This is a genomic window from Streptomyces spongiicola (assembly GCF_003122365.1).
GTDB lineage: Bacteria > Actinomycetota > Actinomycetes > Streptomycetales > Streptomycetaceae > Streptomyces > Streptomyces spongiicola.
This window is the reverse complement of sequence record NZ_CP029254.1, coordinates 5551550-5573966: the sequence shown is the minus strand read 5'-3', so window position 1 is coordinate 5573966 and position 22417 is coordinate 5551550. Positions and strand designations below refer to the sequence as shown.

Annotated in this window: 18 protein-coding genes and 1 pseudogene; 8 read left to right on the top strand and 11 right to left on the bottom strand. The window is 72.6% G+C overall.

The features are described from left to right. Positions 1-258: 258 nt before the first annotated feature. The 5 genes from DDQ41_RS24395 to miaA form a co-directional block, all read right to left on the bottom strand. Positions 259-1746, bottom strand: a complete 1488-nt coding sequence (locus DDQ41_RS24395) for a M1 family metallopeptidase (protein WP_109296395.1) — start codon at positions 1744-1746, stop codon at positions 259-261. Between the two features lie 124 nt (positions 1747-1870). Further along, complete coding sequence (locus DDQ41_RS24390; RefSeq protein WP_109296394.1) at positions 1871-4003, bottom strand: RelA/SpoT family protein; 2133 nt, start codon at positions 4001-4003, stop codon at positions 1871-1873. Between the two features lie 337 nt (positions 4004-4340). Next, positions 4341-5288: a diaminopimelate epimerase gene (gene dapF, locus DDQ41_RS24380; protein ID WP_109297920.1), complete on the bottom strand. Its 948-nt coding sequence runs from the start codon at positions 5286-5288 to the stop codon at positions 4341-4343. Between the two features lie 29 nt (positions 5289-5317). Further along, entirely contained in the window at positions 5318-5776 is a 459-nt protein-coding gene (locus DDQ41_RS24375) for a hypothetical protein (RefSeq protein WP_109296393.1), read from the bottom strand. 105 nt (positions 5777-5881) lie between these two features. Continuing rightward, positions 5882-6820, bottom strand: a complete 939-nt coding sequence (gene miaA, locus DDQ41_RS24370; protein WP_109296392.1) for a tRNA (adenosine(37)-N6)-dimethylallyltransferase MiaA — start codon at positions 6818-6820, stop codon at positions 5882-5884. Between the two features lie 366 nt (positions 6821-7186). On the opposite strand from miaA, the gene DDQ41_RS31435 reads away from it, so the two are divergent. Both DDQ41_RS31435 and DDQ41_RS24360 read left to right on the top strand, forming a co-directional pair. Then, positions 7187-7447, top strand: coding sequence for a gliding motility protein (locus DDQ41_RS31435; RefSeq protein ID WP_147317658.1), 261 nt, complete (start codon positions 7187-7189; stop codon positions 7445-7447). Positions 7448-7470: 23 nt separating this feature from the next. After that, positions 7471-7728 carry an antitoxin gene (locus DDQ41_RS24360; protein ID WP_109296390.1) on the top strand — a complete coding sequence of 86 codons (258 nt, stop codon included), beginning with the start codon at positions 7471-7473 and terminating at the stop codon, positions 7726-7728. Between the two features lie 234 nt (positions 7729-7962). On the opposite strand, the gene DDQ41_RS24355 is transcribed toward DDQ41_RS24360, so the two are convergent. Both DDQ41_RS24355 and miaB read right to left on the bottom strand, forming a co-directional pair. Further along, positions 7963-8679, bottom strand: a complete 717-nt coding sequence (locus DDQ41_RS24355; RefSeq protein WP_109296389.1) for a class III extradiol dioxygenase subunit B-like domain-containing protein — start codon at positions 8677-8679, stop codon at positions 7963-7965. A gap of 265 nt (positions 8680-8944) precedes the next feature. Beyond that, on the bottom strand, positions 8945-10435 hold the full coding sequence (gene miaB / locus DDQ41_RS24350) for a tRNA (N6-isopentenyl adenosine(37)-C2)-methylthiotransferase MiaB (protein ID WP_109296388.1): 1491 nt from the start codon (positions 10433-10435) through the stop codon (positions 8945-8947). 152 nt (positions 10436-10587) lie between these two features. Between miaB and DDQ41_RS24345 the strand changes: the two genes are divergently transcribed. Then, positions 10588-11586 carry a TAXI family TRAP transporter solute-binding subunit gene (locus DDQ41_RS24345; protein ID WP_109296387.1) on the top strand — a complete coding sequence of 333 codons (999 nt, stop codon included), beginning with the start codon at positions 10588-10590 and terminating at the stop codon, positions 11584-11586. A 622-nt stretch (positions 11587-12208) separates the two neighbouring features. On the opposite strand, the gene DDQ41_RS24340 is transcribed toward DDQ41_RS24345, so the two are convergent. Both DDQ41_RS24340 and DDQ41_RS24335 read right to left on the bottom strand, forming a co-directional pair. Continuing rightward, a complete protein-coding gene (locus DDQ41_RS24340) occupies positions 12209-13618 on the bottom strand; it encodes a sensor histidine kinase (protein ID WP_109296386.1) in 1410 nt (469 codons plus the stop codon). 16 nt (positions 13619-13634) lie between these two features. Further along, a complete protein-coding gene (locus DDQ41_RS24335; RefSeq protein ID WP_109296385.1) occupies positions 13635-14336 on the bottom strand; it encodes a response regulator transcription factor in 702 nt (233 codons plus the stop codon). 254 nt (positions 14337-14590) lie between these two features. Here DDQ41_RS24335 and DDQ41_RS24330 point away from each other — a divergent pair, with 254 nt between their 5' ends. The 5 genes from DDQ41_RS24330 to DDQ41_RS24310 all read left to right on the top strand — a co-directional run bounded on the left by DDQ41_RS24330 (position 14591) and on the right by DDQ41_RS24310 (position 20248). After that, the gene (locus DDQ41_RS24330; RefSeq protein ID WP_109296384.1) at positions 14591-15376 is read left to right on the top strand and encodes an amino acid ABC transporter ATP-binding protein; all 786 of its coding nucleotides are present in this window, start codon (positions 14591-14593) and stop codon (positions 15374-15376) included. 80 nt (positions 15377-15456) lie between these two features. After that, the gene (locus DDQ41_RS24325; RefSeq protein WP_109296383.1) at positions 15457-16308 is read left to right on the top strand and encodes a glutamate ABC transporter substrate-binding protein; all 852 of its coding nucleotides are present in this window, start codon (positions 15457-15459) and stop codon (positions 16306-16308) included. 87 nt (positions 16309-16395) lie between these two features. After that, positions 16396-17061 (top strand): amino acid ABC transporter permease, encoded by a 666-nt coding sequence (locus DDQ41_RS24320; RefSeq protein ID WP_109296382.1) that lies wholly within the window; start codon positions 16396-16398, stop codon positions 17059-17061. Beyond that, positions 17058-17978 carry an amino acid ABC transporter permease gene (locus DDQ41_RS24315; protein WP_109296381.1) on the top strand — a complete coding sequence of 307 codons (921 nt, stop codon included), beginning with the start codon at positions 17058-17060 and terminating at the stop codon, positions 17976-17978. The genes DDQ41_RS24320 and DDQ41_RS24315 overlap by 4 nt, the downstream gene beginning before the upstream one ends. A 665-nt stretch (positions 17979-18643) precedes the next feature. After that, entirely contained in the window at positions 18644-20248 is a 1605-nt protein-coding gene (locus DDQ41_RS24310; protein WP_109296380.1) for an FAD-dependent monooxygenase, read from the top strand. A 154-nt stretch (positions 20249-20402) separates the two neighbouring features. Here the strand turns inward: DDQ41_RS24310 and recX are convergent. Both recX and recA read right to left on the bottom strand, forming a co-directional pair. Then, positions 20403-21083: pseudogene (gene recX, locus DDQ41_RS24305) on the bottom strand (recombination regulator RecX); the annotation flags it as partial. Then, positions 21005-22138: a recombinase RecA gene (gene recA, locus DDQ41_RS24300; protein ID WP_109296379.1), complete on the bottom strand. Its 1134-nt coding sequence runs from the start codon at positions 22136-22138 to the stop codon at positions 21005-21007. The gene recA and the pseudogene recX, both read right to left, overlap by 79 nt. Between the last annotated feature and the right edge of the window lie 279 nt (positions 22139-22417).

Genomic DNA, 22417 nt, shown 5'->3' with positions numbered 1-22417 from the left:
CACGATTGTCACAACGCGTCACGATCCGGGAACATTCCCGGTGTGCCGCGGGTGGGCGGACGGGCCGGTCCGGGCCCCTGCCCGGCTCGGCGGACCGGCGGACCGGCTGACCGGCCCGGCGGCGGCGCCGACCCGTCGATGGTCCCACGGCGCCACCGCGGCCGTCACCCCGGTTTCCGCCGCACCGGGCTCCCGGGGCCGGGGCCGGAAGCCCGGCGCGGCCGGAGGCCGGTGCTCCCCGGCGGGAGCGGCCGGAGGTCAGTGCTCCGCTGCCGCGGCGGCGTCCCTCCGGTCCGAGGGGGGCTCGCTGCGCCAGTCCGGGTGCCCCGGCATCTCCGGGGTCGTCGCTCCGTACAGCCAGTCCTTGAAGAACCCGGTCAGATCGCGGCCGGAGATCCGCTGTGCCAGTGCGGTGAAGTCGGCCGTCGTCGCCGTGCCGTCCCGGTGCTCGGCGACCCAGGCCCGCTCCAGCGTTTCGAACGCGTCCCTCCCGATCTCCTGTCGCAGCGCGTAGAGGACCAGGGCGCTGCCGTCGTACACGATCGGCCGGAACAGCCCGAGCTGCCGGCCGGGCTCCGCGGGTTCGGGGGCGGCGGGCGGTCCGCCGGCGGCGCGCCAGCGGTCGGACTTCGCGTACGCCTCGCGCATCCGGGCCTCCAGCGGCTGCGCGGCGTGCTCGTCGGCGTACAGCGAGCCGTACCAGGTGGCGTGTCCCTCGTTGAGCCAGAGGTCGGACCAGGTCCGGGGGGAGACGCTGTTGCCGAACCACTGGTGGGCGAGTTCGTGCACCATGACGGACTCGACGTACCACTTCGGGTGCCGGTCGCCGGTGAACATCGACACCGGGAAGAGCGACAGCGTCTGGGTCTCCAGCGCGAAGCCGGTCTCGGCCTGGGCCAGCAGCAGGCCGTACGTCTCGAGCGGGTAGCGCCCGACCTTGCTCTCCATCCAGGTGATGTGCGCGGGCGTCTTCTCGAGCCAGGGCTCGAGCCGCGCCGCCTGCGCGGCGGGGACGACGTCCCGCAGCGGCAGGCCGTGCGGGCCCTCGCGGTGGACCACGGCGGACCTGCCGATGCTGACCTGGGCCAGCTCGGTCGCCATGGGATGCCGGGTGCGGTACACCCAGGTCCTGTCGGCGGAGGGGGCGCCGCGGTCACCGGCGGCGGGGACCGGGAGGCCGTTGGCCACTGCGGTCAGCCCCGCGGGAGCGGTGATACGGAAGGTGAAGTGCGCCTTGTCGGCGGGGTGGTCGTTGCAGGGGAAGACCCGGTGGGCCGCGTCGGCCTGGTTGGCCATCGCCAGGCCGTCGGCGGTGCGTACCCAGCCGCCGGCCTCGCCACCTGCGGGGTCGCTGGTGTGGGTGACGGTGATGGTGAGCGGGGTGCCGGCGTGCACGGCCTGCCGCGGGGTGATCACCAGGTCCTCGCCGGCGGTGGTGAAGCCGGCGCCACCGCCGTTCACCTCCACCGCCTTCACGGTTCCGCTGGTGAAGTCGAGGTTGATCCGCTCCAGGTGCCGGGTGGCCCGTGCGTCGATCTTCGTGACGGCGTCCAGTGGCCTGCCGTCGGCGCCCCGGTAGGTGAGGGCGATGTCGTAGGTGAGGACGTCGTAGCCGGGGTTGCCCAGGTACGGGAACAGCGGATCCCCGATACCCAGTGGTTCCGGACCGGGCAGTACGGCGGCGACCAGCGTGGCCGAGGCGGCGGCGAGCGACGCGGCCCGCAGGGGTCGTGAGGTGAGGCGCATGCCCTCACCGCTACCAGCGCGGGGAACGCGGAGCGTGACGGCTCGCTCCGCGCACACCCGAACGGCGTCAGACGGGCCTGGGCGGGGTGCCCGGGCCCGGTCGCGGAAGGGCCGGGCCGACCTCTCAGGGGGCGGCCGGATGCCGTGCGCGGCTCACGTCGTACACCCCCGCGACCTCGCGCATCGCCCGCATCAGCGAGGGAAGTCCGGCGGCGTCCTGGAGCTGGAGGGTGTAGGTGTGGCGTACCCGTTGCTCGCTCGGCGGTTCGACGGTGGCGGAGACGACCGCCGCCCCCGCCGTCGCAATGGTCTCGGTGAGGTCGGCGAGGAGGCGGGGCCGGCCGAAGGCCTCGGCGACCAGCGTCACCCGGCACTCCGCCGCCCGACCCCAGCGCACCTCGACGGGCTGCCGCCCCATGGCGCGCATCCGGGACACGCCCGGGCACTCGCCGCGGTGCACGGTGACCGCGCCACCGCGGACCGGGAACCCCGTCACCGCGTCGGGCGGCACCGGGGTGCAGCAACCGGCGAGGCGGACGGGGGCGCCCGGCAGTCCGGGCACCTCGGCCACGGCGTTCGCTCCGGCCCGGCGGCGGCCTCCGGGGGCCGCCGCAGGGCCGGAGGCAGCCGCACGGGGCGCGGCGTCCTGGGGCTTGGCGGCCTCGGGGTGCTCGGCGAGCCATCCGGTGATCGCGATCCGGGCCGCGGGAGTACGGGCGTGCTGGAGCCAGTCCGGTGAGGGGCCGGAGGCCGCGTCCTGGGCGAGCAGCGGCTCGACCGTGTCGCCGTCGCCCAGCCGGGTGGCGAGCGCGGCGAGCCGGCCGTTGACCCGGGCCCCGACACAGGCGTGCGCCGCTTCGCCGTGCTGCGCGTAGGCGGCGTCCACACAGCTCGCTCCGGCGGGCAGCCCGAGGGTACCGCCGTCCGCGCGGAAGACGGTGATCTCGCGGTCCTCGGCCAGGTCCGCCCGGAGCGAGGTCCAGAAGGTGTCGGTGTCGGGGGTGGACGACTGCCAGTCCAGGAGCCGGGACAGCCAGCCGGGCCTGGTGGGGTCCGCGCGCTCGCCCTCGGCCCCGCCGGAGGGCTCGGCCCCCCCGGGGGAACCGGCGCCCTCCGCGGTGTCCGCCGTGTACGGGTTGCCGAGGGCGACGACGCCGGCCTCGGCGACGCGGTGCATCTGGTGGGTGCGGATGAGGACTTCGGCCACCGCGCCGTCCGTGCCCGCGACCGCAGTGTGCAGCGACTGGTACAGGTTGAACTTGGGGGCGGCGATGAAGTCCTTGAACTCGGAGATCAACGGCGTGAAGCAGGTGTGCAGTTCGCCGAGGACCGCGTAGCAGTCGGCGTCCTCGCCGACCAGCACCAGCAGGCGGCCGAAGTCCGTGCCGGACAGGTCGCCGCGCTTGAGCCGTACCCGGTGCACGGACACGAAGTGCCGCGGCCGGAGCAGGACTTCGGCGTGGATGCCCGCGTCCCGCAGGACGGCCCTGACCTTGCCGGCGACGGCGGCCAGGGCGTCGACCGCGTCGCCGTTCTCCGCGATGAGGGCGCGGGTGCGCTCGTACTCCTCGGGGTGCAGGATCGCGAAGACGAGGTCCTCCAGCTCGGTCTTGAGCGCCTGGACGCCGAGCCGCTCGGCGAGCGGGATCAGCACGTCGCGGGTGACCCTGGCGATACGCTCCTGCTTCTCGGGGCGCATCACGCCGAGAGTGCGCATGTTGTGCAGCCGGTCCGCGAGCTTGATGGACATGACCCGGACGTCGTTGCCGGTGGCGACGAGCATCTTCCGGAAGGTCTCCGGCTCGGCGGCGGCGCCGTAGTCGACCTTCTCCAGTTTGGTCACTCCGTCGACGAGGTAGCAGACCTCCTCACCGAACTCCTCCCGGACCTGAGTGAGGGTCACATCGGTGTCCTCGACGGTGTCGTGGAGGAGCGAGGCGGTCAAGGTCGTCGTCTCCGCGCCGAGTTCGGCGAGGATGAGGGTCACCGCGAGCGGATGCGTGATGTAAGGCTCCCCGCTCTTGCGGAACTGCCCTCGGTGCGAGGACTCGGCGAGGAGGTACGCCCTGTGCAGGATCGCCAGGTCGGCGGCGGGGTGGTGGGCGCGATGCGCCTCGGCGACATGCCCGATGGCGTCCGGGACCCGGCCCCGTGCCGCGGGACCGAGCAGCGCGGCTCTGCCCAGTCTGCGGAGGTCGAGTCTGGGACGGACGCGTCGGCGGCCGGCGGCACCAGGGTTGGCGGCCTCTGCACTCATGGGGCACCTCCGGCGGCGTCGACCGGCGGTGGGTGGAGCAGGCGTGCCCTCCCTGCCGGTGCTTGATGCTACCGAGCCCACCACGTGGCCGAGTTCACCTCTCGCCGAGCGTGAATCGGATCACCCATTCGAGCGATGGATCCGGCGACGGCCGCTCCCGGAGACGTGTCGGCGTGCTTGGGCGTACATCGGCGTGCACCGGCGTGCACCGGCGGGCACCGGCGTGCACCGGCGGGCACCGGCGTGCTCAGAAGGTGCGAACGGGCGCGCACCGCGGGCCGCGAGCGGAACCGGGGGGCGCGGACGGCCGCGGACCGGTCACACAGCCGCGGACCGGTCAGACAGCCGCGAGCCAGGCGGGGTCGATACGGCCTTCGGCGACGATGACCGCGGGGCCGGTCATCTCGATCTCGCCGTCCGGATGCTCGGTGACCGCCAGCCGCCCGCCCGGAAGGTCCACCAGATAGGTCACGGGGGCGCCGGTCACGGCCGGGTCCGCGCCGTCCCTGCGCGCCGCCGCGACGGCGACGGCACAGGCACCGGTGCCGCACGAGCGGGTCTCGCCGGAGCCCCGCTCGTGCACCCGCACGGCCAGGTGGCGCGCACCGCGGTCGGCGGCGAACTCGACGTTCACCCCGTCCGGGTACACCGAGGGCGGGGTGAACGGCGGGGCGGAGTGCAGGTCGCCCGCGTGGTCCAGGTCCTCGACGAACACGACCGCGTGCGGATTGCCCATGTTCACGTTGCGGGCGGACCAGCTGCGGCCGTCGACGGTGACGGTGGCACCGGCCTCGGGGAGCAGGGCCCGGCCCATGGCGACGGTGATGTGCCCTTCTTCGCAGTCCTCGCCGCCCTTGCCGCCCTTGACGGCCCTGCCGTCCTTGCCGGCCTCGCCGATGTGCACGCGCTTGACGCCGCCCCGGGTGGCCACCACGAGATCACCCGCGTCGACGAGGCCGGCGCGCTGCAGGTAGCGGGCGAAGACCCGCACTCCGTTGCCGCACATCTCGGCGATCGAACCGTCCGCGTTGCGGTAGTCCATGAACCACTCGGCCTCCCCGGCCATGGAGCGGGCCTCCGGATGCGCCGCGGAGCGCACCACGTGCAGCAGCCCGTCTCCGCCGATGCCCGCCCGGCGGTCGCAGAGCGCCGCGACCGCGGACGCTGGCAGCCGGAGTTCGTTGCCCGGGTCCGGGACGATCACGAAGTCGTTCTCGGTCCCGTGGCCCTTGAGGAAGGCGATCGGCGAGAGCGGCTGGGTGGCAGGGGTCGCGGCGCTGGTCACCGGACCATGGTACGGGGCCTGCCGGGCGCTCAGCGGAGCCGGGCCACGCGCCACACGGCGAGGGCGACGAGGACCGCCGCCACCACGACGTACAGGGCGATCACACGCCAGTCCGGGCGGTCACCGGAACTCCGCTCGGGCAGGCCCGGCCAGGTGTGGCCGACACGGCGGGCGGCCATCATGCCCCAGCCCGCGGCGCAGCAGCTGATCAGGAGGCCGAGCATGGCGACCACCGCGCCGCCGTCCCCGGAGCCGAACGCGAGCGGGAACGCGAACATCAGCGAGCCGACGGCGGCGAGACCCACGATGGGTGCGAGCTGCCAGATCCTGAGCCGCCGCGGCGGGCGCAGCTCCACCTCGACCTCGACCGCGCCGTCGGCGCCCGAGTCGCCCGAGAGCAGGTCCACGGTCTCGTCCGGGCCGTCGGGACTCAGACGGGGCAGGTCGTCCCGTGCCTGCTGTTCTCTGTCGCGAGGGCCGGCCTCCATCGCCACGCGCCCTCCCAACTCGGACCACCAGTCGATCGATGCTCGATGATGGCACGGCCCGAGGCGCCGGATTGACGGCCATGGCGTCCCGATGCCATCACGTGATCAGGCTGTAACCGCTCGTTCGACCAACGAGAGAGCACGGCCCGGAAGTTCCTCGCGGTCCGCGGCTGCGCCGCTCAGCCAGTGCACACGCGGATCACGCCGGAACCAGGAGTCCTGGCGGCGCGCGAAACGCTTGGTGGCGCGTACGGTCTCGGTGCGCGCCTCCTCCTCGGTGCACTCCCCGGCGAGCGCCGAGAGCACCTGCTGGTAGCCGAGTGCGCGCGAGGCGGTGCGCCCGGCGCGCAGTCCCCGTGCCTCCAGCGTCCGCACCTCGTCGACGAGACCCGTGTCCCACATGCGGTCCACGCGCAGCGCGATGCGCTCGTCGAGTTCGGGGCGGACGACGTCGACACCGATCTGCAGGGTGTCGTACACGGCATCGTGGCCCGGCAGGTTGGCGGTGAAGGGCCTCCCGGTGATCTCGATCACCTCCAGGGCCCGGACGATCCGGCGGCCGTTGCTGGGGAGGATCGCGAGGGCGGCGTCCGGGTCGGCGGCCGCCAGGCGGACATGCAGCACCCCCGAGCCGCGCTCCGCCAACTCCGCCTCGAGCCGGGAACGGACCTCGGGGTCGGTGCCGGGGAACTCCAGCGCGTCGATCGCTCCGCGCACATAGAGCCCCGATCCTCCGACGAGGACGGGAGTGCGGCCCCGGGCGAGCAACCGGTCGATCTCCGCACGCGCCAGCCGCTGGTACTCGGCGACGCTCGCCGCCTCGGTGACGTCCCAGATGTCGAGCAGGTGGTGCGGAACCCCGCCGCGCTCCTCCTCGGTCAGCTTCGCGGTGCCGATGTCCATACCGCGGTACAGCTGCATCGAGTCGGCGTTGACGACCTCGCCGCCGAGTTGCCGGGCCAGGTGGACGGCCAGATCGGACTTGCCGGCCGCGGTGGGGCCGACGACGGCGATGACCCGCGGTGCGGGGGCTGCGCTTCTCACCGCCCCAGTCTCGCAAACGACCCGGCCGTCCCCGAACGAGCTACGTGACGGGGCCCGGGCGGGGTCGTTGCCTGATGCGAGGTTCCCGGCGCCGGTCGCTGGACCGGCGCCTTCGGGGCGAGGCCGCGGGCCGCTCCGGGCGGAGCGGAACTTCGCCCACACGAGTTAGTCTTTGGAGTGAATATGGGCGTTTTTGCAAGGTTTCGCCGGAAAGCCAAAGGGGCCGTGGAGGCGTCGGTGGAGGAGCGCGCGGCCGGTCGTGCGACGGACGGCCTCGGGAGCGGCGCAGAGGGCGGCGCAGAGAGTGACACCGGGAGCGGCACCGACGGGGGACCCGCCCGGGACGCCCTTGGGGCGAAGGAGCCGGTGGAGGCGTCCGCGGACGAGTCCGTCCGCTGCGCCGACGGCGGAGAGAGCGGAGAGAGCAGAGAGGACGGAAGCGGCAGCGGCACCGGGGACCGCACCGGGTCCGCTGCGGGAGAGACCCCGGCGGCCTCCGCGGCGGCCGGCGGAACCGGGCCGTCGGACCCCGCCGGGGCCGCCGGGGCGGAGCAGGTCGAGATCCCGAAGCAGCAGTCCGTCGGCGAGGCCGCGGACAACGGAGCCGGGCAAGGCGCCCGGCAGTAGATCCGGATGAGCGAAGGTGGCCCATGGGCATCATGGAGGCGCTGAAGGCCAGGCTCGCGCCCGCCAGGGAGAAGTTCGCCGACCTCGCCCACCAGCACGGGCACAGGGTCGAGCACGGTTTGGACAAGGCCGCACGGACGGTCGACCAGCGGACCAAGGGCAAGTACAGCGACAGGATCGAGTCGGGTACCGGCAAGGCCAAGGAGGCCTGGGACCGCCTCGCCCGCAAGGACGACGGGCCCCGGAAGGGCGGTGAGGGCACCCCGCCGCCGGCTTCCTGAGAGCACTCCGGCCGTCGGCCGCGGAGCCCGTGCTCCGCGGCCGACGGCCGGGCGGGGCAGGCGCTGTGCCGTCCGTACCCGAGCGACGCGTACCCGAGCGACGCGTACCCGAGCGACGCGTACCCGAGCGACGCGTACCCGAGCGACGCGTACCCGAGCGACGCGTACCCGAGCGACGCGTACCCGAGCCGCCGGTGCTCGTGGGCCGGGCCCACTGGCACCGGCGGCTCGGGGTCAGGACCAGGCCGCCACGAAGTACCCGACGCCGTACGGGGCGTCCTCGTGGAGAAGCCGCCCGTTGAGGCGGGCGCCCTCGGCCGCGCCCGCGAGCACCTGCCAGGGTGCGCGGCCCGCCGCCCCCAGCTCGCGGGCCAGTGCCTCGTCGAGGGCGGCGAGACCCTCGGTGTCGGCGGTGCCGAGCGCCCGGGCGGCCGCCGCGTCGAAGGGCGCCGCCCGCTCGTCCAGGTAACGGGGAGCCTTCCGGCTGCGGCAGGCGCTGCCGTCGCCCATCACGAGCAGCGCGACCCGCCGGGCCCGCCCGGCGAGACCGCGTCCGGTCTCCATGCAGCGCCCGGCCGCCAGTCCGGTGCCCACGGCGAGACCCTCCACCGGCGCGGATGACCAGTGCGCCCGCTCCAGGAGCCAGGCTCCGACAGCCAGTGCCGCAGGCAGGCTCCCCTCCGGCGGCGGCCCCTCCGGCGCGCCGAGGCGCACCCGGGTGGGCACGCCGAAGCCCTCGAAGGATCCGGGTGTCCCCCGGGCGTGGTGCCCCGGCCGCTCACCCGGCCGGGCGGGCCCCACCACGACCAGCACCTCGGGACGCGACACGGCCAGCACGCCCAGCGCCTCGGCGCAGGCGGTACGGGTCGTGTCGAGTTCGGGTGCGGCGCCGGCGGCCACATCGGGCACCAGGAGCGGAGGGCTGGGGCAGACGGCGGCGGCGACAAGCATGATCGCAGCCTAAGGGGCCGTCCCGTGCGGGTCCCGGCCGCCCCGGCGGACACCCGCACGGGGCCCACGGGCCGGTGCGGATCACCGGACCGGCGACGGGCACGTGCACCCGGGCAGGAAAGCCGCGCGGATCACAGGCACCCCGGCGGACACCCGAAGGACACCGCACTCATCGCAGGCGCCCCGGCGGACACCCGCACCGGGGCCGGAGGCCGCACCGGCCCGCCCCGTCGGCACCGCGTGGCGGCGGCCCCCGCGCGGCGGGTCAGCCCACCGCCGAGCAGCCGCCCGCCGGGGCGGGCAGCGGGGCGGGGACCCCGACCGCCGGCAGCCCGAGCATCACGCCCGCGGGCCGCTGCGGGTCCGCGTGCCGCTTCTCCCAGGCGTCGCCGGCCCGGGTACGGCGCACGGAGATCGCGTCGCCCTCGGCCAGCAGGTGGTGCGGGGCCGCGTAGGTGATCGCGACGGTCACGACGTCGCCCGGTCGCACCTCCTGGGCGGGCTTGGTGAAGTGCACCAGGCGGTTGTCGGGCGCGCGGCCCGACAGCCGGTGCGTGGCTCCGTCCTTGCGTCCCTCGCCCTCGGCCGCCATGACCTCCAGGACCCGGCCGACCTGCTTCCCGTTCTCCGCCCAGGAGATCTCCTCCTGGAGGGCAACCAGCCGTTCGTAGCGCGCCTGGACGACCTCCTTCGGAATCTGCCCGCCCATCTCGGCGGCCGGGGTCCCGGGACGCTTGGAGTACTGGAAGGTGAAGGCCTGGGCGAAGCGGGCTTCGCGGACGACGTGCAGGGTCTCCTCGAAGTCCTCCTCGGTCTCGCCGGGGAAGCCCACGATGATGTCGGTGGAGATGGCGGCGTGCGGGATCGCGGCGCGGACCTTCTCGATGATGCCGAGGTAGCGCTCCTGCCGGTAGGAGCGGCGCATCGCCTTGAGCACCGTGTCCGAGCCGGACTGAAGCGGCATGTGAAGTTGCGGCATCACGTTGGGGGTATCGGCCATCGCGGCGATCACGTCGTCCGTGAAGTCGCGCGGGTGCGGGGAGGTGAAGCGGACGCGCTCCAGTCCCTCGATCCCTCCGCAGGCGCGCAGCAGCTTGGAGAACGCCTCGCGGTCGCCGATGTCGGAACCGTACGCGTTGACGTTCTGGCCGAGCAGGGTGATCTCCGAGACGCCCTCGGAGACCAGCGCCTCGACCTCGGCGAGGATGTCGCCCGGGCGGCGGTCCTTCTCCTTGCCGCGCAGCGCGGGCACGATGCAGAAGGTGCAGGTGTTGTTGCATCCGACGGAGATGGAAACCCAGGCCGCGTAAGCGCTCTCGCGGCGCGTCGGCAGCGTGGAGGGGAAGGCCTCCAGCGACTCGGCGATCTCGACCTGCGCCTCTTCCCGGACGCGGGCACGCTCCAGCAGCACGGGCAGCCTGCCGATGTTGTGCGTGCCGAAGACGACGTCGACCCACGGCGCCCTCGTGACGATGGTGTCGCGGTCCTTCTGGGCCAGGCAGCCGCCGACGGCGATCTGCATCCCCGGCCGCCGGGCCTTCATCGGCGCAAGCCGCCCGAGGTTGCCGTACAGCCTGTTGTCGGCGTTCTCCCGGACCGCGCAGGTGTTGAAGACGACGACATCCGCCTCGCCCTCACCCGTGCCCTCGGGCGCCCGGACATAGCCGGCGTCCTCCAGCAGGCCGGACAGCCGCTCGGAGTCGTGGACGTTCATCTGGCACCCGTAGGTGCGCACCTCGTAAGTCTTCGCGCTCATCTCGCACACCAGGGTACGGGGTGAGGGCCGCCCGTCGCCCCCGCGTTCCCGGGCGGGAAGCGGGAGAGCGGCCGCGGCGGGGAGAGGTACCCCGGTGGGCCGGGACGGCGGGGCCTGGCCAGCACCGCGGGTGAGCTGGCAGGATCGCGGCCATGCTCCCCGCCTCGTCCCGGACCGGACGGCGCCGCGCCATGCAGGGCGCCGCGGCGCTGGCCGTCGTGTGCGGACTGCTGCTGTGGTGGCTGCTGCCGACGGGCGGGGACGGCCCGAGCGGCCGGCTCACGTTCAGCACAGGGGTGAAGAGCGGTGTGTACCAGCGGTACGGGGACCTGCTCCAGGACGCCCTGGCACGCGATCTGCCGGGGGTGTCGATAGACCTCAGAACCAGCGAGGGCTCGCAGCAGAACCTCGAGCGGGTGGTGAGCGGTGAGGCCGACTTCACCGTCGCGACCGCCGACGCGGTGGCGAAGTACCGGCTCGACGGCAGACCGGGCGCCGACCGCCTGCGCGGCTGCGCGCGGCTGTACGACGACTACGTGCAGCTGATCGTGCCCCAGGGCTCTCCCGTGGAGACCCCGGCCGATCTGCGCGGCAAGCGCGTGGGGGTCGGACATCCGGGATCCGGCGTCCGACTCATAGCGGACCGGGTTCTCACGGCCGCGGGCCTGGACGCCGACCAGGACGTCGACCCGGTGTCCGCCGGCATCGACACCGTGCCCGGCCGGCTGGAACGGGGCGAGCTGGACGCCTTCTTCTGGTCGGGCGGACTGCCGACCGGTGCGATCCGCAACCTGTCGGAACGCTTCCCGGTACGGCTGGTCCCGGTGGGAGAGGACCTCATCGGCCGCGTCCACGCGACCGGCGACGCGACGCGGTACTACCACTCGGCGGTGATCCCGTCCGACGCCTACCCCAGGATGGGGGCGAGGTCCTCGGTGCAGACCGTCGCCGTGGCCAATCTGCTCGTCACGACCGACAGGGCGGATGCCGAGCTGACCGAGCGGCTCACCCGGACCGTGATCAGGAGCAGGGACCGGATCGGCCGCCAGGTGCACCCGGCGCAGCTCGTTGACCTGCGAACGGCGATCTACACGGACCCGCTGCCGCTCCACGAGGGCGCCCGGCGGTACTACGGCTCCGCGAAGCCGTAGCGCGGGCACCCGGGCGAACGTTCGGGGCCGGAGTTTCGGCCGGGGCAGCGGCGGTGTCCGGGGGCGCGCCCGGGCGGGGGCTCCGGTCCGGTCCGGTCGGCGGCCGTGGCATAGGCAACGACCACTGCCCCAGGGCCGGGGCACCCACGCCGGGCCCTCGTCGACCCCCGGCACCACGGGGTTCCCCGGCACCACAGCGGCCTCACCGTCCCTTGTGCCTCTCGCGTCCCTGTATCCCTCGCGTCCCTCGCACCTCTGCGCACCCCGCGCACCTCGCGTCCCTCGCACCTCTGCGCCCCTCACGCACCTCGCATCCCTCACGCACCTCTGCGCACCCCGCGCACCCCACCCCGCGCCCCTCGCGCACCTCACCCCGCGCCCCTCGCGCACCTCACCCCGCGCACCTCACCCCGCGCACCTCGCGCACCTCGCGTCCCTCGCACCTCTGCGCACCCCGCGCCCCTCGCGCACCTCGTATCCCTCGCACCTCCGCGCCCCTCACACACCTCGCGCGCCTTGTATCCCTCGCGTCCCTTGTATCCCTTGGGTTTCAGCAGTCTCACGCCTTTCGGCGGCTCCCCCCGGCGGGACCAGGCACCCCCGCGAGGCGCCCGGCTCGTCGTCAGGCCGTCGGCGGATTGCGTGGCAGCGTGACCGTCACCCGCAGTCCGCGGGGCTCGTTGCGCGCGTACGCGATCGAACCGCCGCCCGCGGAGAGCAGCGCGCGGGTGATGGAGAGTCCGAGACCGGAGCCCTTCACGTTCTGGTGGCGGCCGCTACGCCAGAAGCGGTCGCCGACCCGGGTGAGTTCCTCGTCGGTGAGCCCGGGGCCGCCGTCGGCCACCACGACCGTGGAGGTCCTGCCGTCCGCCGAGGCGGTGACCGTGACCTCTTCCCCTTCCGGAGTGAACTTCAGCGCGTTGTCGATCACGGCGTCCAGTGCGCTGGAGAGCGCGATCGGGTCGGCCCAGGCGGTGACGGCAGGCCCGTGGCCCGTGAGCCTCACCCCCTTCTCCTCCGCGAGCGGCCGCCAGGCGGCGACCCGCTCGGCGGCCAGCTCGCCGATGTCGGTGAGCCGGATGTCGGTGAGCCGGATGTCGGCGGAGGCGTGCTCGGCGAGTGCCAGGTCCAGCAGGTCGTCGAGGACCCGGGCGAGTCGCCTGCCCTCCGTGCGCACCGAGGCGATCTCCTCGTTGCCCTCGGGCAGTTCGAGGGCGAGGAGTTCGATCCTCAGCAGCAGCGCGGCGAGGGGGTTGCGGAGCTGGTGCGAGGCGTCGGCCACGAAGGCGCGCTGCTGCTCCAGCACCAGCTCGACGTTGTCGGCCATCTCGTTGAACGAGCGGGCCAGCCGACGGAGTTCCGGCGGGCCCCCGGCCGCGGCGACCCGTGAGTTCATCCGGCCGGTCGCTATGCCGTGGGTGGCCGCGTCGAGGATGCGCACGGGTCTCAGCACCCATCCGGTGAGCCGGAACGCGGCTCCGACCGCGACCAGCATCGCCGCGGACTCGCCGGCCGCGATGAGCACCCAGCCGCGCAGGATGCGGGAGCGCAGCTGCCCCGTGGGCGAGTCGGTGACGACGACCGCGACGACATCGCCGTCGCGCACGACCGGCGAGGCGACCACGATCCGCCCGTCCCGCTGCCAGGGCCAGACCTGCGGCGGGTCCTGGCTGCGGCGGCCGAGCAGGGCCTCGGCGAACGCCTGGCGGCCCACCCCCGCCTCCGGGACCTCCCAGTGCCAGGGGGCCCGGGCCATGGCGGCACCGCTGCGGTGGAAGACGCCGGCGTGGATCCCGTACACGTCGTTGTAGCGGGTCAGTTCCTCCTCGAGGGTGGTCCGCCGCTCGGCATGCCCCGTGACGCCCTCGGTGACGAACTGGGCCTGGGCGGCGAACCGTGCCGTGTCGTCCAGCCGGTCGACCACCACCCGCTGCTGCTCGGCCGCCGCCAGACTCACCGCGAGCGGGAATCCCAGAGCCAGCAGGACGCCCGCCATGAGGACGATGAGCAGCGGGAGGAGACGGGTACGCAAGGGGAACGCGGGCCCTCTACGCGACGGGGGCGACCAGGCGGTAGCCGACCCCGCGCACGGTCTCTATCAGTGCGGGCATGCGGAGCTTGGAGCGCAGCGACGCCACGTGCACCTCCAGCGTCCGGCCGGTGCCCTCCCAGCTGGTGCGCCACACCTCGCTGATGATCTGCTCACGGCGGAAGACGACCCCGGGCCGCTGTGCGAGCAACGCCAGCAGGTCGAACTCCTTGCGGGTCAGCTGCACGTCCGCACCGTCGACGCTGACCCGGCGGGTGGGCAGTTCTATGGTGACCGCACCGAGCCTGAGCGCACTGCCGGAGGCCGGCGCGGGCTCCTCGCCGGAGGCGGTGCGCCGGCTGACTGCGTGGATACGGGCGAGCAGCTCACCCGTGTCGTAGGGCTTCACGACGTAGTCGTCGGCGCCGAGGTTGAGGCCGTGGATGCGGGAGCGCACGTCCCCGCGCGCGGTGACCATGATCACCGGGGTGCTGGTGAGTTTCCGGATCTTCCCGCACACCTGGTAGCCGTCCTGGTCCGGCAGCCCCAGATCGAGCAGCACGACCCCGAAGGGCGTCCTGCCCTCGGCGGCCGCCGGGAGCACTGCCTGGAGCGCCTCCTCGCCGTTGCGGGCGTGGGTGACATGGAAGCCGTGCCGTGCGAGCACCGCCGACAGGGCCGCGGCGACGTGGTCGTCGTCCTCGACGAGCAGCAGTCTCATGTGGCCCCCCTCCCGGTGGTGACTCGCGCGTTGTTACCAGGGCATAAAGACCGATAGGCGCACCATGCGTCAAGAGGCACACCGGCTACCTGGGGTTTTTCGTTATCCACCCGGTACAGCGACCGCCGTCCCGTTGACGCAGAGTGTCCGGTTGCGGCCGGATCGTTATGCTCAATTTCCGCTCAGATGTAATGACGATGGTCGCAGCGTCTCATTAAGGTCCTCCCAACCGAGGAGGACGGAGCAAGAAGCCGATGAGCGGAGTGTCAGTGACCAAGGGCGCCGAGGACGCCGTGCCGGCCACGACGGACCTGGTCGTACTGAGCAACGTCAACAAGCACTTCGGCGCGCTGCATGTACTCCAGGACATCGACCTGACGATCGCGCGCGGCGAGGTCGTGGTCGTGATCGGGCCCTCCGGGTCCGGAAAGTCCACGCTGTGCCGCACGATCAACCGCCTGGAGACGATCGACTCCGGTTCGATCACGATCGACGGAAAGCCGCTGCCCGACGAGGGCAGGGAGCTGGCCCGGCTGCGAGCCGACGTCGGCATGGTCTTCCAGTCGTTCAACCTCTTCGCACACAAGACGGTGCTGGAGAACGTCACGCTGGGCCAGCTGAAGGTACGCAGGACGGACAAGAAGGCCGCCGAGGAGAAGGCCCGGGGCCTGCTCGACCGGGTGGGCGTGGGCTCGCAGGCCGACAAGTACCCGGCGCAGCTCTCCGGCGGTCAGCAGCAGCGCGTGGCGATCGCCCGGGCCCTGGCGATGAACCCCAAGGTCATGCTGTTCGACGAGCCCACGTCCGCGCTCGACCCCGAGATGATCAACGAGGTCCTCGAGGTCATGCAGCAGCTGGCACGGGACGGCATGACGATGGTCGTCGTCACCCACGAGATGGGGTTCGCACGCAGTGCGGCCAACCGCGTCGTCTTCATGGCCGACGGCAGGATCGTCGAAGAGGCGACGCCGGAGGAGTTCTTCAGCAACCCGCGCAGCGACCGGGCCAAGGACTTCCTTTCGAAGATCCTGCACCACTGAACCGGTCCTCTCCTGGGCACTGTTGGCCCCGGGCAGGTACTGCCGATCGCACACATCACGTCCAACCAAGGGAAGTTCACATGAAGCTCCGTAAGGCCTCCGCCGCCGCAGCGGCCGCCGTCGCGCTCGCCCTCACCGTCACGGCCTGTGGCTCCGGCACGAAGGACGACGCCTCGGACGGCGGTTCCGCGGGCGGCGGCGAGAAGATCACGATCGGTATCAAGGTCGACCAGCCGGGCATCGGCCTGAAGACCCCTGACGGCAAGTTCGTGGGCTTCGACGTCGACGTGGCCACGTACGTGGCCAAGGAGCTCGGCTACGACGAGGGCGACATCGTCTTCAAGGAGACCAAGAGCGCCGACCGCGAGACCGCGATCGAGCGCGGCGACGTCAAGTTCATCGTCGCCTCCTACTCGATCAACGACAAGCGCCTGGCCAAGGTGGACTTCGCCGGCCCGTACCTGCTGGCCCACCAGGACATCCTGGTCCGCGCCGACGACGACTCCATCAAGTCCCCGGCGGACCTGAACGACAAGAAGCTCTGCTCGGTCACCGGCTCGACCTCGGCGCAGAACGTCAAGGACGAACTCGCCCCGAAGGCGCAGCTCCAGGAGTACGGCGGCTACTCCGAGTGCCTCACCGGCCTGGAGAACAAGGTCATCGACGCGCTCACCACGGACGACTCGATCCTCGCCGGTTATGCCGCGCAGGACGCCTTCAAGGGCAAGTTCAAGCTCGCCGGCTTCAAGATGAGCAACGAGAACTACGGCATCGGCCTCAAGAAGGGCGACGCCGAGCTCAAGGGGAAGATCAACAAGGCTCTGGAGAAGATGGTCCAGGACAAGTCCTGGGACAAGGCCGTGGAAGCCCACTTCGGCCCGGCCGGGTACCAGAACGAGCCCGCGCCGAAGATCGGCGACATCGTCAAGTAACCCCTGGCCGACCGGGCGCGCCGCCACCGCTGCCGGCGGCGGCGCGCCGAGTCCTTCCCACACGCAGACGCGGAAGCGCGGGAGATCGTGTTCGACTTTCTTGAAATAGACGCCCTGCTGGGCGCCTTCTGGGTGACGGTGAAACTCACCGTCTACTCGGCCATGGGCTCCCTCGTATGGGGAACGCTGCTGGCCGGCATGCGGGTCAGCCCGGTGCCGCTGATGCGGACCGTCGGCACCGCGTACGTGAACGTCGTGCGTAACATCCCGCTCACCGTCGTCATCCTCTTCGCCTCGCTGGGCCTCTACTCGACACTCGGCGTCGCGCTGGGCGGTGGCGACTTCGAGGCGATCAACTTCCGGCTGGCGGTGCTCGGCCTGATCGCCTACACCGCGGCCTTCGTGTGCGAGGCGCTGAGGTCCGGCATCAACACCGTGCCCGTCGGACAGGCGGAGGCGGCGCGCGCCCTGGGCCTGAGCTTCACCCAGGTACTGGCGCTCATCGTCCTCCCCCAGGCCTTCCGGTCGGTCGTCAACCCGCTGGCCAACGTGCTGATCGCGCTGACCAAGAACACCACCGTCGCAGCGGTGATCGGTGTCGCGGAGGCCTCGCTCCTGATGAAGGAGTGGATCGAGACGTACGCCGCCCTGATCCCCATCGTCGCGGTCTTCGCGTTCGGCTTCATCTGCCTGACGCTCCCGACCGGACTGGTGCTCGGCTGGGTGAGCAGGAAGGTGGCGGTCAAGCGATGAGCTCCGTTCTCTACGACGCGCCGGGCAGCCGCGCGAAGTGGCGCAACATCGCCTACACGGTCCTGTTCACGGCCGTGCTCGCGCTGGCCGTGTGGTGGGTGTACGACGGCCTGAACTCCAAGGGCCAGCTCGACTGGGTCAAGTGGGAGCCGTTCTTCACGAGCTCCCAGCCGTACACGGCGTACATCTGGCCCGGACTGCAGAACACCCTGATCGCCGCGACCCTCGCGCTGGTCATCGCGCTGCCGCTCGGTGCGGTCTTCGGTATCGCGCGGCTCTCGGACCACCGGCCGGTCCGCGCCGTCGCCGGCGCGGTCGTGGAGTTCTTCCGCGCCATCCCGGTGCTGATCCTGATGCTGTTCGCCAACGCGGCCTACGCCGACTTCACCGACATCAGCAGCGACGTGCGCCCGCTGTACGCGGTGGTCACCGGCCTGGTGCTGTACAACGCCTCGGTCCTGGCGGAGATCGTCCGCGCCGGTATCCAGTCCCTCCCCCGGGGCCAGACGGACGCCGCCAAGGCGATCGGCATGCGCAAGGGCCAGACGATGCGGCACGTGCTGCTGCCGCAGTCGGTGACGGCCATGCTGCCGGCCATCGTCAGCCAGATGGTCGTCATCGTGAAGGACACCGCCCTCGGCGGCGCGATGCTCTCCTTCAACGAACTGCTGTCCTCCGTCCGTCCGATGAGCGCCAACTACGGCGCCAACACCATCGCCAGCTTCACCGTCGTCGCCGTCATCTTCGTCGCGCTGAACTTCGCCCTGACCTCCGCGGCGGGGTGGCTGGAGCGCAAGCTGCGGCGCGGCAGGAAGAGCACCGGCGCGGTGGTCCATGCCGGGCCGGACGGTGGGCTGGAGGCGGTCGGAGCCGGCCCCGTCAAGACCGACGCTCCCGGAACAACCGACGATTCATAGGTCCTCGGCCGACGAGGGGCGGTGGCTGCCGGCGGTTGGCAGCCACCGCCCTTCGACGCGGTCCGGGGCGGCAACACGGGTAGGCCCGGAGAGGACGGGCGCAGCGACCTCGGGCGGGAGCACCGCCTCAAGGGCCGCGGTGAGGAAGACGCCCCAACCGGCCTGACGCCACATGGCGCCCCCTGACGCCCCGGCACTACGCTCCCGACCCGCCGCGGGCCCGGTCGTGGTGCGGCCGGCCGGGTACTCGGAGGCGCCGGCCCGCTGCTCGGGGATGCCGGCTCGTCGCGGCGCCCGTCATGCGGCCGCCCGTCATGCGGCCGCCTGTCGTGTTCGGGCAGTTGTCGCGGCTGGCAGACCGTCACGGCCGGTGCGCTCCCAGGGCCGGTGCGCTCCCAGGGCCGGAGCGCTGCCACGGTCGGCGGACCCTCTCGGCTGGTGGACCTCTTTGCTGGTAGACCTCTCGCCGGGTGGACCTCTCGCCGGGTGGACGTCGTGGTCCGGGGCGAGAGGGCCGCAGGTGCGGGGGCGCCTCGCCGTGGGGCACCATCTCGCTTGACGGAGGCGGCGGCAGTGGGTTGCATACGTTCTGTGATCGCGCACCGGGCGCCAACCTGCCCTTTCCCTCTGTTCCCTCCGTCCCGGCAGGTCCCAGGAGCAGCGCCGTGGATCCGGTGATCGTGGTCGGCGCGGGTCCGGTGGGGCTCGTGCTCTCCCTCGCCCTCGCCGCACAGGGCGTTCCCACCGTGATCCTCGACGAGGGCGAGTGCAAGGACGATCCGCGCCCCGCGCGCACGGTGGTCCTGCGTGCCGACACCGCGGCCCTCGCCGAGCGGCTGGGCTGCTCCACGATGAGTGACGAGGGGTTCCGCTGGGTCGGCTGGCGTTCTCTGCGGCGCAAGCAGGAACTGCGCCGGGTGGAGTTCCGTGAAGAGGAGCTGCCCGCTCCCGTGCACATCCCGCAGCATGCGCTCACGCGGGGGCTGCGGGACGCCGTGGAGGCCACCGATCTGGTGCGGGTCGTCGCGTGCAGCCGGCTCGACGTCCTGGAGCAGGACGGGAGCGGTATCACCGCGCATGCCCGCGGCGTCGATGCGACCTGGTGGCGCGGGAGTTTCCTGGTCGGCTGCGACGGCGCCCGGTCGACGGTCAGGAAGCTCCTCGGGATCCGCTTCCCGGGGCGGACCGCCGTGGAGCGCCACGCCGTCGCGGCCCTGCGCACCGAACTCCCCTGGCCCGGCGAGGGCGTACTGCACCGGCTGCCGCCGTGGCGGGCGGTCGGCGACGAGGTGACCGCGCGCCCTCTGGCCGACGGCGTGTGGCGGCTGGACTGGCTGCTGCCCGCCCGTGGGGAACTGGTGACGCCCGACGCACTGGTGTCGCGGGTCCGGGACACCCTGGCAGGCTGGTGCGACGGACCACCCCAGTACGACCTCCTCGACACCGGCGTCCACACCCTCCATCATCGGCTGGCCCGGCGCTGGCGGGTGGATCGCGCCTTCCTCGCCGGAGACGCGGCCCATCTCCTCGGCGCGGTCGGTACCCAGGGCGTGGACGAGGGCATGCGCGACGCCGAAAACCTGGCGTGGAAGCTCGCCCAGGCCTGGCATCACGGCGCCTCCGGCACCCTGCTCGACAGCTACCAGGCCGAACGGCGCACGGCGGTTGCCGCACGGCTGCGAGCCGCTGACCAGTCCCTGCCGATACTGCGCGGCACCGGGGGCATTCGGACCTATCTGCCGGGCGCCTCCCGAGGCCACGGCACCCTGCTGACGGACGGACATCTCGGGCTCGGTCCGCTGGGTGCACCCCCCTCCTATCCGCACTCCCCTCTCGCGCCACAGCAGACCGAGGCGCACACCGCCGTCGCCACCCCGGCGGGGGCGTTGGTGGCGGACGTCGCCGTGACGACTCCCGAAGGGACGACGGCCCGGCTGCGGCACCGGCTGGGCAGGGCTCGGCTGCTGGTGGTGCTGGTCGCCCCCGGCACGGGGGTGTGGGACCGGCGCCACTGGGTGACGGCGGGCGTCATGCCCCGACTCGCCTCGACGGTGGCGGAGCTGCCCACCCGGGCGGAGCTGCTCGTCGCCGAGTCCTACCCGGGGGCATCGGCGCACACGGTCCTGCTGGTGAGACCGGACGGACATCTCGTGGCGGCCTTCGGGGGCGTGCGTCCCGCCGAGCTGTATGCGGCTGCCGACGCGGTGCGCGGGGGCGCGCCCGCGGCTTCGGGGTCCCGTTCCGAGCACGCCGCCGCCCGGCCGGACTGAGCTGCCACCCGTTCTGCGCCAGCCGGTCGGCCTGTGCGGACGCGCACCGCGCATGTCCGCGGACGGCGGTCCTCGCACCGGACGGGCATCCTCGGACCGGAGTCAGAACCAAGTCAGAACCGGGTTCGAACCGGGCGGTGGTCCGGGACAGCACTCAGTACGGGCCGTCCTCCGGCCCGTCCAGTCCCCCGGTGTCCTCACCTTCCTCCTCCAGGGCCCTGCGGACCACCCTCAGGGCCATCCCCTCCGGGTATCCCTTGCGGGCGAGCATGCCCGCGAGGCGGCGGAGCCGGCGGTCACGGTCGAGACCCCGGGTGGAGCGGAGTCTCCTGGCGACCAGTTCCCGCGCCGTCTCCTCCTCCTGGTCGGCGTCAAGGCGGCCGACCGCCTCGTCGATCAACGCCGGATCGACGCCCTTGGTGCGCAGTTCACGCGCGAGGGCGCGGCGGGCGAGTCCGCGTCCGTGGTGCCGTGACTCCACCCAGGCGCCCGCGAACGCCGCGTCGTCGACGAGACCGACGCCCTCGAAGCGGGACAGCACCTCTTCGGCGACCTCATCCGGGATGTCGCGGCTGCGGAGCGCCTCGGCGAGTTGTCTCCGGGTCCGCGGGGTGCCGGTGAGCAGACGCAGGCAGATCGCCCGCGCCCTCTCAGCCGGGTCCTGGGGCGGCAGCTCCTCGTCGGCCCTCGACGACGCTGAGCTGCCGCCCGGCCTCTGCGCGGTACGCCGCGTGCTCGGGTCGGGCACGGTGCCGGTCAGCCCTTGGCCGCCGCAGCCGTCTTGGTGGCCCTCGCCGTCTTCGCTGCGGTCGCGGGCACCGGCTTGGCGGGAGCTTCGGCGGGCGCGATGCCTGCCGTGTCCGCACCGGGCTCGGCCGCCGGGGCCTCGGTGCTGCTCACTCCCACGCCCAGCTTCTCCTTGATCTTCTTCTCGATCTCGTTGGCCAGGTCGGGGTTGTCCTTCAGGAAGTTGCGCGCGTTCTCCTTGCCCTGACCGAGCTGGTCGCCCTCGTAGGTGTACCAGGCACCGGCCTTGCGCACGAAACCGTGCTCCACGCCCATGTCGATCAGACCGCCCTCACGGCTGATGCCCTGGCCGTAGAGGATGTCGAACTCGGCCTGCTTGAAGGGCGGCGCGACCTTGTTCTTGACGACCTTGCAGCGGGTGCGGTTGCCGACGGCCTCGGTGCCGTCCTTCAGGGTCTCGATGCGGCGGATGTCGATGCGCACCGAGGCGTAGAACTTCAGGGCGCGGCCACCGGTGGTGGTCTCCGGCGAGCCGAACATCACGCCGATCTTCTCGCGGAGCTGGTTGATGAAGATCGCGGTGGTCTTGGACTGGTTGAGCGCGCTGGTGATCTTCCGCAGGGCCTGGCTCATGAGCCGGGCCTGCAGCCCCACGTGGGAGTCGCCCATCTCGCCCTCGATCTCCGCTCGCGGTACGAGCGCCGCGACGGAGTCGATGACGATCAGGTCGAGCGCGCCGGAGCGGACCAGCATGTCGACGATCTCGAGCGCCTGCTCACCGTTGTCCGGCTGGGACAGGATGAGGTTGTCGATGTCGACGCCGAGCTTCTTCGCGTACTCGGGGTCGAGGGCGTGCTCCGCGTCGACGAAGGCGACCTGGCCGCCCGCCTTCTGCGCGTTGGCGACGGCGTGCAGGGTCAGGGTCGTCTTGCCGGAGGACTCCGGGCCGTAGATCTCCACGACACGGCCTCGCGGCAGGCCACCGACGCCCAGCGCGACGTCGAGCGCCGTCGAGCCGGTCGGGATGACCTCGATGGGCTCCTTCGACCGCTCGCCCATGCGCATCACGGCGCCCTTGCCGAACTGTCGTTCAATCTGCGCGAGCGCGGCGTCGAGCGCCTTCTCACGGTCGGTTCCTGCCATGGGTTCCACCCGGTTTGCTTGAGTCGATCGCTTCACGTCCAAGACGCTATCCCCTGCCACTGACAATGCGCCCCGACGTCCTCCGGCCTGTGGACAACCCGGCGAGAACCCCGGGACCCCGAGGCCGGACCCCCATCAGAATAGATGTTCGATTTTGGTGTCAAGCGCGTCCCGGCACCGTGCCTCGTGTGCCGCGCCCTGCCCGGCTGCCGCGGCGAACTGCGGCGGCGACCGCCGGGGCGACCGCCGCGACACCGCGGGAGGGTGCCACCGGGGAGG

Bases quoted from the DNA above. Each gene is read 5' to 3' on its own strand.
- miaB (WP_109296388.1), bottom strand. From the start codon at position 10,435: ATGAGCGCGAAGACTTACGAGGTGCGCACCTACGGGTGCCAGATGAAC.
- DDQ41_RS24395 (WP_109296395.1), bottom strand. From the start codon at position 1,746: ATGCGCCTCACCTCACGACCCCTGCGGGCCGCGTCGCTCGCCGCCGCC.
- DDQ41_RS24330 (WP_109296384.1), top strand. From the start codon at position 14,591: ATGAGCGGAGTGTCAGTGACCAAGGGCGCCGAGGACGCCGTGCCGGCC.
- DDQ41_RS24360 (WP_109296390.1), top strand. From the start codon at position 7,471: ATGGGCATCATGGAGGCGCTGAAGGCCAGGCTCGCGCCCGCCAGGGAG.
- DDQ41_RS24355 (WP_109296389.1), bottom strand. From the start codon at position 8,679: ATGCTTGTCGCCGCCGCCGTCTGCCCCAGCCCTCCGCTCCTGGTGCCC.
- DDQ41_RS24375 (WP_109296393.1), bottom strand. From the start codon at position 5,776: ATGGAGGCCGGCCCTCGCGACAGAGAACAGCAGGCACGGGACGACCTG.
- DDQ41_RS24390 (WP_109296394.1), bottom strand. From the start codon at position 4,003: ATGAGTGCAGAGGCCGCCAACCCTGGTGCCGCCGGCCGCCGACGCGTC.
- recA (WP_109296379.1), bottom strand. From the start codon at position 22,138: ATGGCAGGAACCGACCGTGAGAAGGCGCTCGACGCCGCGCTCGCGCAG.
- DDQ41_RS24315 (WP_109296381.1), top strand. From the start codon at position 17,058: ATGAGCTCCGTTCTCTACGACGCGCCGGGCAGCCGCGCGAAGTGGCGC.
- DDQ41_RS24325 (WP_109296383.1), top strand. From the start codon at position 15,457: ATGAAGCTCCGTAAGGCCTCCGCCGCCGCAGCGGCCGCCGTCGCGCTC.
- DDQ41_RS24345 (WP_109296387.1), top strand. From the start codon at position 10,588: ATGCTCCCCGCCTCGTCCCGGACCGGACGGCGCCGCGCCATGCAGGGC.
- DDQ41_RS24335 (WP_109296385.1), bottom strand. From the start codon at position 14,336: ATGAGACTGCTGCTCGTCGAGGACGACGACCACGTCGCCGCGGCCCTG.